Annotated in this window: 9 protein-coding genes and 2 tRNA genes; 6 read left to right on the top strand and 5 right to left on the bottom strand. The window is 60.6% G+C overall.

All coding sequences use genetic code 11. The features are described from left to right. Positions 1 to 12: 12 nt before the first annotated feature. The 4 genes from MJP36_RS07800 to MJP36_RS07785 all read left to right on the top strand — a co-directional run bounded on the left by MJP36_RS07800 (position 13) and on the right by MJP36_RS07785 (position 4,715). Positions 13 to 89, top strand: a tRNA-Met gene (locus MJP36_RS07800). 341 nt (positions 90 to 430) lie between these two features. Further along, positions 431 to 507 (top strand) — tRNA-Met (locus MJP36_RS07795). Positions 508 to 786: 279 nt separating this feature from the next. Then, on the top strand, positions 787 to 3,429 hold the full coding sequence (gene mprF / locus MJP36_RS07790; RefSeq protein WP_244385143.1) for a bifunctional lysylphosphatidylglycerol flippase/synthetase MprF: 2,643 nt from the start codon (positions 787 to 789) through the stop codon (positions 3,427 to 3,429). Next, the gene (locus MJP36_RS07785) at positions 3,429 to 4,715 is read left to right on the top strand and encodes a virulence factor family protein (protein WP_060754263.1); all 1,287 of its coding nucleotides are present in this window, start codon (positions 3,429 to 3,431) and stop codon (positions 4,713 to 4,715) included. Before mprF ends, MJP36_RS07785 begins: the two co-directional genes overlap by 1 nt. 132 nt (positions 4,716 to 4,847) lie before the next feature. Here MJP36_RS07785 and recJ read toward each other — a convergent pair whose 3' ends face one another. Both recJ and MJP36_RS07775 read right to left on the bottom strand, forming a co-directional pair. Further along, positions 4,848 to 6,557, bottom strand: a complete 1,710-nt coding sequence (recJ, locus tag MJP36_RS07780) for a single-stranded-DNA-specific exonuclease RecJ (RefSeq protein WP_244385142.1) — start codon at positions 6,555 to 6,557, stop codon at positions 4,848 to 4,850. A gap of 51 nt (positions 6,558 to 6,608) precedes the next feature. Further along, positions 6,609 to 7,151, bottom strand: coding sequence for a YaeQ family protein (locus tag MJP36_RS07775; protein ID WP_090368781.1), 543 nt, complete (start codon positions 7,149 to 7,151; stop codon positions 6,609 to 6,611). Positions 7,152 to 7,300: 149 nt separating this feature from the next. On the opposite strand from MJP36_RS07775, the gene MJP36_RS07770 reads away from it, so the two are divergent. Together MJP36_RS07770 and MJP36_RS07765 are read left to right on the top strand one after the other, a co-directional pair. Next, a complete protein-coding gene (locus tag MJP36_RS07770; RefSeq protein ID WP_161549401.1) occupies positions 7,301 to 8,500 on the top strand; it encodes a CaiB/BaiF CoA transferase family protein in 1,200 nt (399 codons plus the stop codon). Beyond that, a complete protein-coding gene (locus tag MJP36_RS07765; protein WP_060754267.1) occupies positions 8,500 to 9,384 on the top strand; it encodes a TIGR02285 family protein in 885 nt (294 codons plus the stop codon). The genes MJP36_RS07770 and MJP36_RS07765 overlap by 1 nt, the downstream gene beginning before the upstream one ends. Positions 9,385 to 9,554: 170 nt before the next feature. Here MJP36_RS07765 and MJP36_RS07760 read toward each other — a convergent pair whose 3' ends face one another. The 3 genes from MJP36_RS07760 to MJP36_RS07750 form a co-directional block, all read right to left on the bottom strand. Next, positions 9,555 to 9,839, bottom strand: a complete 285-nt coding sequence (locus tag MJP36_RS07760; RefSeq protein ID WP_060754268.1) for a DUF3509 domain-containing protein — start codon at positions 9,837 to 9,839, stop codon at positions 9,555 to 9,557. A 281-nt stretch (positions 9,840 to 10,120) separates the two neighbouring features. Continuing rightward, a complete protein-coding gene (gene thrC, locus MJP36_RS07755; protein WP_244385141.1) occupies positions 10,121 to 11,530 on the bottom strand; it encodes a threonine synthase in 1,410 nt (469 codons plus the stop codon). A gap of 103 nt (positions 11,531 to 11,633) precedes the next feature. Beyond that, entirely contained in the window at positions 11,634 to 12,938 is a 1,305-nt protein-coding gene (locus MJP36_RS07750; protein ID WP_244385140.1) for a homoserine dehydrogenase, read from the bottom strand. Between the last annotated feature and the right edge of the window lie 107 nt (positions 12,939 to 13,045).

Raw genomic sequence — 13,045 nt, 5'->3', positions numbered from 1 at the left:
CCGACCCACAGACGCGGGATGGAGCAGTCTGGTAGCTCGTCGGGCTCATAACCCGAAGGTCGTCGGTTCAAATCCGGCTCCCGCAACCAAACATCAAAAAAGGCTACTCGAAAGAGTGGCCTTTTTTGTGCGTGCTGATTTTTCCTTGTTAAGCCACTACGTGCTGCGGCATAACTCTGTAGTAGTGAGCGGGCTTGCCCCGCGCTGGGTGGCGCAGCCGCCCCAACAAGGACGCCGCGCGATTTCAGAAAGACCGAGGTGGCTGGATCTAGGGCGGCTGCGCCACCCAGCGCGGGGCAAGCCCGCTCACTACAAAGCGTTTTCAATCGCGGACTTAGGCCAGCCCGAGCGGCTGATTCACACTTATTTGACTCATTAGCCCATTAACGGTTGACACCTCGTCGCTGGACTGTAGAATGCCGCCCACAGACGCGGGATGGAGCAGCCTGGTAGCTCGTCGGGCTCATAACCCGAAGGTCGTCGGTTCAAATCCGGCTCCCGCAACCAAATATCAAGAAAGGCCACTCGAAAGAGTGGCCTTTTTTGTATCCTGTGAAAAAGTTCTTCTGAAACAATGGCATGGCATCTTTCATGAAACCGTACACGGTTTGCAGAGTCCATGTCATTGCAAGCTATGCTCAGTACTCAAGCAAGACCCTCTACGACCAATGGCCGCAGTCGCCGCTCCCGGCGATACGCGTTAATATTTGTAATTATTTTGTCCATAGGGATTGGTAACTTGGCTCGATACCTCCATCCTGTCGCGCACGATCCACGAGGTGATTGATGCGCGCCAACTCGTCTGAACCACAAGACACCGTCACAGCAGAACAACCGATCCCACCCACCCGCTTGCGCTGGATAGATCTGTTGAGCAAGTACCGCCAACCCATCGGGCTGGCCGTCACCCTGTTGCTGTTCGCAATCGCCCTGATCGCCTGCCGACACCTGTTGCTGGAACTGGACCTGTACGCCCTCCACGACTCGATCCTGGAAGTGCCCAAGCCGGCGCTGCTGGGTGCGTTTGCCGCAGCGGTCGCCGGCTTTATCATTCTATTGGGCTATGAATTTTCCGGCGCACGCTATGCCGGCGTGACACTGCCCGCCAAAACCCTGGCCATGGGCGGTTTCACTGCCTTTGCGATCGGCAATGCCATTGGCCTGTCGATGCTCTCGGGCGGTTCGGTGCGCTATCGTTTATATGCCCGCCACGGTATCGGGGCCTCTGAAGTCGCCCACATGACCGTGTTCGCCAGCCTGGCCCTGGGCACCGCCTTGCCGCCGCTGGCCGCATTGGCCACGCTGAGCAACCTGCCGGCGGCGTCCACCTACCTGCATTTGCCGCAAAGCTTGCTGGGCGGTATTGCCGGCGCGGTGCTGGTGCTGTCGGCGGTGCTGTGCATCGGCATTTATCGCCGCCGCCTGCCCGAACAGCCTTACCCGGACAATCTGCTGGTCAAGGCCGGGCGTCGTACCTTGCGCCTGCCAGGCCGTCGCCTGACCTTCCTGCAATTGATTATTACCGCATTGGACGTCGCCGCTGCCGCGACCGTCCTTTATATGCTGTTGCCGGAAGCCCCGCCGTTTGGCCCGTTCCTGCTGGTGTACCTGCTGGCCCTGGCCGCAGGCGTGCTCAGCCATGTACCGGGCGGTGTCGGCGTGTTCGAAGCCATTCTGCTGGCCGCGTTCGCCGACAAACTCGGCGCGGCACCGCTGGCGGCAGCCTTGCTCTTGTACCGCATGATCTACGTGGTACTGCCGCTGTTGATCGCCTGTATCTTCCTGCTGGTCAACGAAGCCCAACGCCTGTTCCAGACCCAGCAGAGCCTGCGGGTGGCATCCGGTCTCGCGGCGCCCGTACTGGCCGTACTGGTTTTTTTGTCCGGCGTGGTCCTGCTGTTTTCCGGCGCAACCCCGGAAATCGACTCACGCCTGGAAAACATCGGTTTCCTGATTCCCCACCGCCTGATTGACGCCTCGCACTTTGGTGCCAGCCTGATCGGCGTACTGTGCCTGCTGCTCGCCCAAGGCCTGCGTCGACGCTTGTCCGCCGCCTGGATGCTGACCATGGTGCTGCTGTTGACCGGCGCCCTGCTCTCCCTGCTCAAAGGCTTCGACTGGGAAGAAGCCAGCCTGATGATCATGACCGCCGTGCTGCTGGCGATCTTCCGTCGTTCGTTCTACCGCGCCAGCCGCTTGACCGAACTGCCGTTCTCGCCGTTGTACCTGGTGGCCAGCGTGTGCGTGCTGGGGGCCTCGATCTGGCTGCTGCTGTTCGCCTATCAAGACGTGCCTTACAGCCACCAGCTGTGGTGGCAATTCACCCTGGACGCCAACGCCCCACGCGGCCTGCGCTCGCTGCTGGGCGCGGCGGTGCTGCTGGTGATCGTCTCACTGACCTGGTTGCTGCGTACCGCACGCCCGGTCATTCATTTGCCGACACCGGATGAACTGGAACGCGCCACCAGGATCCTGATGGCCTCCTCCCAGCCCGACGGCGGCCTGGCGCTGACCGGCGACAAGGCGTTGCTGTTCCACCCCAACGACGAAGCCTTCCTGATGTACGCCCGTCGTGGGCGCAGCCTGGTGGCCTTGTATGACCCGATCGGGCCGACCCAGCCGCGCGCCGAAATGATCTGGCAGTTCCGCGACCTGTGCGACATCCATCATGCCCGCCCGGTGTTCTATCAGGTACGTGCCGAGAACCTGCCGTACTACATGGATATCGGCCTCACCGCCATCAAGCTGGGCGAAGAGGCCCGCGTCGACCTGAAACGCTTTGACCTGGAAGCCAAGGGCAAAGAGATGAAGGACCTGCGCTACACCTGGAACCGTGGCACCCGGGACGGTCTGTCCCTGGAGATCTTCGATCAGGGCCAGGCCCCGATGGATGAACTCAAAGTCATCTCCGATGCCTGGCTGACCGGCAAGAACGTACGGGAAAAAGGCTTCTCCCTGGGACGCTTCAGCGACGACTACCTCAAGCACTTCAGAATTGCGATCGTCCGCTTCGAAGGGCGCCCGGTGGCCTTCGCCAACCTGCTCGAGACTTACAACCACGACCTGGCCAGCCTCGACCTGATGCGCGCCCACCCCGACGCGCCCAAGCTGACCATGGAATTCATGATGGTTGGCCTGATTCAACACTATAAGAACCATGACTACGCCCGCTTCAGCCTCGGCATGGTGCCCTTGTCAGGCTTGCAGCCACGCCGCGGTGCCCCGCTGACCCAGCGTCTGGGTTCGATGGTGTTCCGTCGTGGCGAGCAACTGTATAACTTCCAAGGTTTGCGCCGCTTCAAAGACAAGTTCCAGCCCGACTGGGAACCCCGTTACATGGCCGTGCCCGCAGGACTTGATCCGCTGGTGGCACTGGCCGATACCGCCGCCCTGATTGCAGGCGGCTTGACTGGATTGGTGAAACGCTGATGATTCGACGCTCCTGGCGGTATGTATTGGCCATCGTAGTGCTGCTCGTCCTGATTGCAGGCGGTGGCTATTGGTACTGGAACCGCCCTGCCCCGCAACCGATCCTGGAACAATTGCCTCAGGCCGATGGTTCGGTGATGACCCGCGTAACCCCCAACGGCACACCGAAAGCCCGCGTGGCGGTAGCCGTGCTGGCCGATGAAGTCCTGAGCGACAGCCAGCTGATTGCCCTGAGCCAGGGCGGCAAGGCACAAATCGTTCAGGTCATCCTGCCAAAGGGTGACTGCACGTTGCAGGAACAAGCGCTGCAAAGCGCTCTGGGCCAGCTTAAAGGCCCGGCGACCCTGGTCAGCGGTATCGGCCCGGGTGCGGCACTGGCATGGCGCTGGCTCGCCACACAGAACGATGACAAGGCCAACGCTATCTCCGTCGGTTTCGCTTTAGTGCAGGAAGGTTGCAAGGACCCGCTGCCGAAAACCGCCGCCCATGGCAACTGGCTGGTGGCCTGGAACGACAACCCCGACGACGAGAGCGCCAGTTTCGTACGTGATACCCCGCGCGCGACCACCAGCATCAGCGACTACGACATTCACTACCCACAAGTGCTGAACAACGAACTGCGCAAGCAACTGGTGGGTTCGGACAACGGCGGCCTGGCGATTCCCGTGGTTGAAGTGCCGGCCGGCCAAGCCAAGGACACCGTCACCCTGTTCCTCTCCGGTGATGGCGGCTGGCGCGACCTGGACCGCGACGTAGCCGGTGAAATGGCCAAGATCGGCTACCCGGTCGTCGGTATCGACACCCTGCGCTACTACTGGCAGCACAAGACCCCTGAGCAAAGCGCCAAGGACCTCACCGAACTGATGCAACACTACCGGCAGAAGTGGGGCACCAAGCGCTTCGTACTGACCGGCTACTCGTTCGGCGCCGATGTGCTGCCTGCCATCTACAACCGCATGCCGGAAAACGAACAGCAACGGGTTGACGCGATCATCCTGCTGGCCTTCGCACGTACCGGCAGCTTTGAAATCGAAGTGGAAGGCTGGCTGGGCAACGCGGGCAAAGAAGCCGCTACCGGCCCGGAAATGGCCAAGCTGCCGGCTGACAAAGTGGTGTGCATCTACGGCGCCGAAGAAGTCGACGAGAGCGGCTGCACCGACAAGACTGCCGTGGGCGAAGCCGTGAAGCTGCCAGGCGGGCATCACTTCGATGAGAACTACCCGGCACTGGCCAAGCGCCTGGTGGATATCATCGTGAAGCACCAGGCCAAGGACAAAACCGAGTAACTTCTTTACACCCAACAAACTGTGGGAGGGGGCTTGCTCCCGATAGCGGCAAGTCAGTCACATCATCGTTGACTGACATACCGCAATCGGGAGCAAGCCCCCTCCCACAGTTGTTTTGGGTGTTGCTCGGATCTAGCGCGGTTCTATGTGTGCAATCATCAACTGCACAGTTTCATTGCCTCGAAACTCGTTCACATCCAGCTTGTAGGCCAACTCAACCCAACGCACGGTCGGGTTCGGCCAGACCTCTCGGTCAACACCAAACGCAATGCCATCAAGCTTCACCGACCCGCATTCGCTCTTGAGCACTACTTTCAGGTGCCGCTCACCGACCACACGCTGCTCCACCAACTGGAACACCCCGTGAAACAACGGCTCCGGGAAGTGTTGCCCCCAAGGCCCGGCATGTCGCAGTGCGCGTGCCAGCTCCAGATGAAATTCTTCCACCGCCAGCGTGCCGTCAGACAGCAGGCGCCCCGTAAGGTCTTCCTCACGCAGTTGCCGACGTACTTCAGCATCAAACGCTTGGGCAAACAGTGGGAAATTCGCCTCGGGCAACGTCAGGCCAGCCGCCATCGCGTGGCCGCCGTATTTGGTGATCAGGTTGGGATGCTGGCTCGCCACGACGGCCAAGGCATCACGGATATGAAAACCCTGTACGGAGCGCCCAGAGCCCTTGAGCAACCCATCACCGGCATCGGCAAAAGCGATGGTCGGGCGGAAATAGCGTTCTTTCATGCGTGACGCCAGAATGCCGATGACCCCCTGGTGCCATTCCGGGTCGAACAGACACAAGCCGTAAGGCATCGACTCCACCGGCAAGTCCTTGAGCTGAGCCAGCGCCTCGCGCTGCATGCCTTGCTCAATGGATTTGCGGTCCTGGTTCATGCCATCGAGTTGCGCAGCCATTTCCCTTGCCGCGGCAAAGTCGCTCGTGAGCAGGCACTCAATGCCCAGGCTCATGTCATCCAGGCGCCCGGCAGCGTTGAGCCGTGGCCCCAGGATAAAACCGAGGTCGGTGGATGTAATGCGCGCGTGATCACGCTTGGCGACTTCGAGGATCGCCTTGATCCCCGGCCGGGCGCGACCGGCACGGATGCGCTCCAGCCCCTGATGCACCAGGATGCGATTATTGGCGTCCAACGGCACCACGTCGGCGACACTGCCCAGGGCCACGAGGTCGAGCAATTCACCGATATTCGGTTGCGGCTGGCTGTCGTACCAGCCCAGGCTGCGCAAACGGGCGCGCAGGGCCATCAATACGTAAAAGATCACCCCTACGCCGGCCAGCGCCTTGCTGGGAAACTCGCAGCCCGGCTGGTTCGGGTTGACGATGGCATCCGCCGCCGGCAACTCATCCCCGGGCAAGTGGTGGTCAGTGACCAGCACCTTCAAACCCGCCGCCTTCGCCGCCGCCACGCCTTCGACGCTGGAAATCCCGTTGTCCACGGTAATCAGCAACTGCGGCTGACGCTGCAGCGCCACCTGGACAATTTCCGGGGTCAGGCCGTACCCATACTCGAATCGGTTCGGCACCAGGTAATCCACATGGGCCGCCCCCAGCAGACGCAGGCCCAGGGTGCCCACGGTACTGGCCGTGGCGCCGTCGGCATCGAAGTCACCGACGATCAGGATGCGCTGGCGCTGCTCCAGGGCCGTCACCAACAGGTCTACCGCCGCGTCGATGCCCTTGAGCTGCTGGTAGGGAATCAACCGCGCCAGGCTCTTGTCCAGCTCGGCTTGCGACTGCACCCCGCGTGCGGCGTACAGACGGGTCAACAACGGTGGCAAGTCACCGAGAAACGGCAGGACAGCAGGCAACGGGCGAGGATCGATACGCATGGGATGCTTGGGAAATCTCTTTGGGTAAATGAGGAACTGGCTGGCTTGTTTTCAACCGCGCTCGCCGGCCAGCCATTGCAATTGCACTTCGTGCTGCCCACGGTCGTCGGTGACGAACATCGTGCCTTCGCTGATCATCACATCCCACTTGATAACGCGGGGCATGTCCTTGGCCAGGGTCTCAAGGACGTCCTGCGGCACGGCCGCGATATTTACGTTCTTCAGGTTGTTCGCCACCGGGACCACCTTGCCTTCCCACACACGCAGGCTGCCATAGGCCAAAAGGCTGGTGCGCTCGGTACGGCGTGAACACCAGGTCAGGCGGTCGGCGTCGGGTTGGCCGACTTCTATCCAGTGCAGAACACGGTCATCCAGACTTTTTTCCCACAGGGCCGGCTCGTCTACATCTGACAGACCGCGGCCAAACGTCAACTGCTCGTTGTACCAGAGGGCATAGGCCAGCAGGCGCACAGTCATGCGTTCTTCGGTTTCCGAAGGGTGGCGGGCAATGGTCTGCTTGACGTTTTCGTACACCGAACGGTCAAGGTCGGTGAGGTTGAGTTCGAATTTGTAGGTCGTGGACGGCTGGGCCATGAACGGGCTTCTAGTAGACTGGGAAAGGTTGCCAGTCTACCCGATGCGAGGGCCATTCAACGAATACTGCGCTGCATCATCCTTATCCGTGCGCCGCTCGCCTATGTTAAAAGGCATCACACCACCGTCCTGAGCAGACAAGGAACCTCATGTCGTTTAATGCCAAACCACTCGCCGGCTTGAAAGTCATCGAATTGGGCACCCTGATCGCCGGCCCGTTTGCGTCGCGTATCTGTGCCGAATTTGGTGCAGAGGTCATCAAGGTCGAATCTCCGGACGGCGGCGACCCGCTGCGCAAATGGCGCAAGCTGTATGAAGGCACCTCGTTGTGGTGGTTTGTGCAGGCGCGCAACAAGCAGTCACTGACGCTGAACCTCAAGCATCCGGACGGCCTGGCGATCCTCAAGCAGCTGTTGGCGGACGCCGACATCCTGATCGAAAACTTCCGCCCCGGCGTCCTGGAGAAACTCGGCCTCAATTGGGAAACCCTGCACGCACTGAACCCAAAACTGGTGATGGTGCGTCTGTCCGGCTTCGGCCAGACAGGGCCGATGAAGGACCAGCCGGGGTTCGGCGCGGTGGGTGAGTCCATGGGCGGCTTGCGCTACATCACCGGCTTCGAAGATCGTCCGCCGGTGCGTACCGGGATTTCCATCGGTGATTCGATTGCCGCGTTGTGGGCGGTCATCGGCGCGTTGATGGCGTTGCGTCATCGGGAGGTCAACGGTGGCCTGGGGCAGGTGGTGGACGTGGCGTTGTATGAAGCCATTTTCGCGATGATGGAAAGCATGATTCCGGAGTTCGACGTGTTCGGGTTCATCCGCGAGCGCACCGGCAACATCATGCCGGGCATCACACCCTCCTCGATCCATACCAGTGCCGATGGCAAGCACGTGCAGATCGGCGCCAATGGCGATGCGATCTTTAAACGCTTCATGGTCGCCATTGGCCGTGAGGACTTGGCCAACGATCCGCAACTGGCCGGCAACGATGGGCGCGACAGCCGTCGTGATGAGCTCTACGGCGTGATTGATCGCTGGGTCAATTCGCTGCCGCTGGCTCAAGTGATAGAGGTCCTGAACCAAGCCGAGGTGCCCGCCAGTCGCATCTACAGCGCTGAAGACATGCTGGGCGACCCACAATTTCTGGCCCGCGAGATGTTCCTCAAGGCACAGCTGCCGGACGGCAAGGACTTCAAGATGCCGGGGATCGTGCCCAAGCTCTCGGACACACCGGGCAGTTGTGAATGGGTCGGGCCGCAGTTGGGCGAACACAACAACACGGTTCTCAATGAGCTGGGCTACGACGCCGCCGCCATTACCCGTCTGCGTGAGGATGGCGCGATCTGATGACTCGCCGCGCCCTGCGCAGGTTCATGCACGCGTGCCTGGCCAGCGTGATAACCCTCGGCTGGCCCCCGTCGGCCAGCGCCGAAGACACACTGACTTGGCTGCTGCGCGACCTGCCACCACTGACTATCTTCGAAGGACCGCAAAAAGATCATGGGGCACTGGACCACCTGATACCGATGCTTGAAGCGCAGCTGCCGGAATATCACCATCAGGTGCTGCACGTGAATCGTGCCCGCGGCATGCAGATGCTGCGCAACCCATCATTGACCTGCGACCCCTCAGTGCTGTGGACCCAGGAGCGAGCAGCGTACGTGGCCTTTTCCGAACAGGCATTCGTGGTACTCAGCAATGGGGTGATGATCCGTCGCAGCCAGCGGGAAGCGATGGCACCGTTTATCGTCGATGGGAAGTTTGACCTGCAGGCATTCCTGCAAACCCCCGACGCCCGCCTTGGGGCCATCGCTGAGCGCAGCTACGGACCGGCGATCGACGAGCGCCTCAAGCAGACCGATTCGCACAAGCTCGCCCTGCATTACGGTAATGACGCCCTGGGCAGCCTGCTGCAAATGCAACGCCTGGGCCGGTTGGAAGCCGTGCTTGGTTACTGGACGGAAATCCGCTACCAGGCCACACGACAGGGCATAGCCCCTGATGACCTGATGTTCCTTGCGATAAAAGGCGCTGCGCCTTACCAACGCATCTACATCGGATGTTCGGACACCGTCGAGGGGCGCCGGGCCATCGCGCGGGTCAATCAGGCACTGGAAGGCCTGCCACAGGCCGATGTGCAGAACGCCTATGCGCTATGGCTCGACCCGCACATGCGCGAGCGGTATTTGAAGGACAACCCGCACTTTTTCCAGGTTTCGCCGCTGCCCTGACAAATTTCAGGCAAAAAGAAACCCCGAGCAGTGGGGAGACAACTCGGGGTTAAACGTGGCCTACAAAGACCAGTACAGCAAGCCACAAACACCGGAGCACAATGTTTGCTCTTGCTGTTAAAAAATCTGACCGAGCTTGCTGTGGGAAGTTTCCACAGATGAACAATTCTTCATGCGCAGGCTGTGCTGCGGGTCTGGGCAGCGTTGCGCAAGGCCGCGATCACCGACGGCTCCAGGCGCCCCTCAGCAATCTTCAGGTCACGCAGCAGGCAATCCACCACGTCCACCAGGACGCGCTTATCGGTCAATTGTGCGCGATCGACTTCACGCTCCACCACGATGGCGCCGGCAGGGTTCTTCACAGTGACCAGGCACTCGTCCTGCACACCCGCCGTGGTCAACGTAACCTGATAAGGGCTCAGTGCTTCTTCGAGCAATAGGCTGATACTTTCCATCTCGATCACCACTCAATAGTTCGGGAACAATCGTTTCAACGGGAGCTGCATCTATCCTAAGTGACTGGTCGTGACGTAGGAAAGTTCGCTTTTTCGTCTTTTGGGGCCGCCAGGGTGTGACTTGGACCAGCATGCGCTTGCAACATGACAACGAAAAAACGGCCGCACCTAAGCGCTTACGCACGGGTGGCTATTTCCCGGGGTTTCCGAAGACGCCAGAAACAAAAAAACGCCGCTGACCCAGGGAAGGGAAAGCGGCGTTTTTGCCTACGTGGTTTGCCTTACAGCGGCTTACCGCGGTTGCCATGCTGACTGACAAACGCCTGCACAGCCTTCAGGTCATTGGCCAACACCGTGCAACGCTCTTCACGCTCGAACAGGTCAGTCAGGTGCGCCGGCAGTTCCAGCGCCTTGCCCACCCCGGCCTTCTCCACCGCTTCCGGGAATTTTACCGGGTGAGCAGTGCCGAGGATCACCATCGGGATATCCAGGCTGCGACGGCATTCACGGGCGGCCTTCACGCCGATGGCGGTATGCGGGTCAAGCAGTTCGCCAGTCTGGGCATAGACTTCAGCGATGGTTTCGCAGGTCTGCACATCGTCCACGGCCAGGGAGTCGAACAGTTTGCGGGTCTCGGTCCAGCGCTCCTGCTCGACGCTGAAACCACCACCGCTTTTGAAGTTGTCCATCAAGCCGGCAATGGCTGCGCCGTTGCGCCCGTGCATGTCGAACAGCAGGCGTTCGAAGTTCGACGACACCATGATGTCCATGGAAGGCGACAAGGTGGCGTGCAGGGTTTCCTTGACGTACTGGTTGCCGCTCATGAAGCGGTGCAGGATGTCGTTGCGATTGGTGGCAACGATCAACTGGTTGATCGGCAAGCCCATATTGCGCGCCAGGTAACCGGCGAAGATGTCGCCGAAGTTGCCGGTTGGCACAGAGAACGACACCGAACGCGCCGGCCCGCCCAACTGCAGCGAGGCGTGGAAGTAGTAGACGATCTGGGCCATGATGCGCGCCCAGTTGATCGAGTTCACTGCCACCAAGCGGGTGCCTTTCAGGAAGCTCTGGTCGGCGAAGCTGTTCTTGACCATTTCCTGGCAGTCATCGAAATTGCCTTCGATGGCGATGTTATGGATGTTGTCACCCAAAATACTGGTCATCTGGCGACGCTGCACCTCCGACACGCGCTTGTGCGGGTGCAGGATGAAGATGTCGACGTTTTCGCAGTGCTTGCATCCCTCGATAGCCGCCGAGCCGGTATCACCGGAGGTCGCGCCGATAATCACCACACGCTCGCCGCGCTTCTCCAGCACGTAGTCGAGCAGGCGACCCAGCAATTGCAAGGCGAAGTCCTTGAACGCCAAGGTCGGGCCGTGGAACAGCTCGAGTACCCACTCGTTGCCGTTCAGTTGACGCAATGGCGCGATGGCGTTGTGGGAAAACACACCGTACGTCTCTTCCAGGATCTTCTTAAAATCCGCGTCCGGAATGCTGCCGGTAACGAACGGGCGCATCACCCGGAACGCCAGTTCGTGGTACGGCAGGCCGGCCCACGAAGCGATTTCTTCCTGGGTGAAACGTGGCAGGTTTTCCGGCACGTACAGGCCGCCGTCAGTGGCAAGGCCCGCCAGCAAAACGTCTTCGAAATTCAGGGCCGGTGCCTGGCCGCGGGTGCTGATATAACGCATGGAAGCAAACCTTTGGTTTGAGCTTCAAGCTTCAAGTTACAAGCGGCAAGCCAGAGCCAATCGGCTCTTACTTGCAGCTTGCAGCTAACGGCTTGCAGCTGGATTAATTCAAATGTTCGACGCGAATACGAACGACCGGTCCAACCACGCCTTGGAGAGCTTCGAGTGACCGAATGGCATCGTTGATATGCTGCTCGAGCACGCGATGGGTCAGCAGGATCATCGGCACCTGGCCGTTCTGTTCCTCGACTTCCTTCTGCATGATCGACTCGATGTTGATACCGCGCTCCGACAGGATGCTCGCCACCTGGGCCAATACGCCCGGGTGATCCTTGGCCTGGATGCGCAGGTAGTAGGCACTTTCGCAAGCCTCGATCGGCAGGATCGGATGGGCCGACAGCGAATCCGGCTGGAAGGCCAGGTGCGGTACACGGTTTTCGGGGTCGCTGGTCATGGCGCGAACCACGTCCACCAGGTCGGCGATCACCGACGAAGCGGTCGGCTCCATGCCGGCGCCAGCGCCGTAGAACAGGGTCGAGCCCGCCGCGTCACCGTTGACCATCACCGCGTTCATCACGCCATTGACGTTGGCGATCAGGCGATCGGCCGGGATCAGGGTCGGGTGTACACGCAACTCGATACCGGCCGCAGTGCTGCGCGCCACGCCCAGGTGCTTGATGCGGTAGCCCAGGGCTTCGGCGTAATTCACGTCGGCGGTGGTCAGCTTGGTGATTCCCTCGGTGTAGGCTTTGTCGAACTGCAGCGGGATACCAAAGGCGATGGACGCCAGGATGGTCAGCTTGTGGGCGGCGTCGATGCCTTCGACGTCGAACGTCGGGTCGGCCTCGGCATAACCCAGGGCCTGGGCTTCGGCCAGCACGTCTTCGAAGGTACGGCCCTTCTCGCGCATTTCGGTGAGGATGAAGTTGCCGGTGCCGTTGATGATGCCGGCCACCCAGTTGATACGGTTGGCGGAAAGGCCCTCACGGATCGCCTTGATCACCGGTATGCCGCCCGCCACGGCGGCTTCGAACGCAACGATCACGCCCTTCTCGCGGGCCTTGGCGAAGATTTCGTTGCCGTGTACGGCTATCAGCGCCTTGTTGGCGGTGACCACGTGCTTGCCATTCTCGATGGCCTTGAGCACCAGCTCACGCGCCACGGTGTAGCCGCCCACCAGTTCGATGACGATATCGATTTCAGGGTTGGTGGCCACTTCGAAGACATCGTTGGTAATCGCGATACCGGTCGTTTGGAACTGAGGCTTTGGCGAACGCGTGGCAATTTGCGCCACTTCAATCCCACGCCCTGCGCGGCGGGAAATTTCTTCGGCGTTACGCTGAAGTACGTTGAAGGTACCGCCACCGACGGTCCCTAACCCACAGATGCCTACTTTGACCGGTTTCACTGAAGAACTCCCCATGAAACGGCCGACGCTAGGTCGGCCGTGGAAAACAGCCGCACGACTGCGGCTTTCAATTTGATAGCCCGTCGATCTGTCGGCGGGCCATGGTC

The sequence above is a fragment of the Pseudomonas palleroniana genome (assembly GCF_022836895.1).
In the GTDB taxonomy this organism is placed as follows: Bacteria; Pseudomonadota; Gammaproteobacteria; order Pseudomonadales; family Pseudomonadaceae; genus Aquipseudomonas; species Aquipseudomonas palleroniana.
Note: the sequence above shows the minus strand (reverse complement) of the source record. Positions and strands in the feature narration are given on the sequence as shown.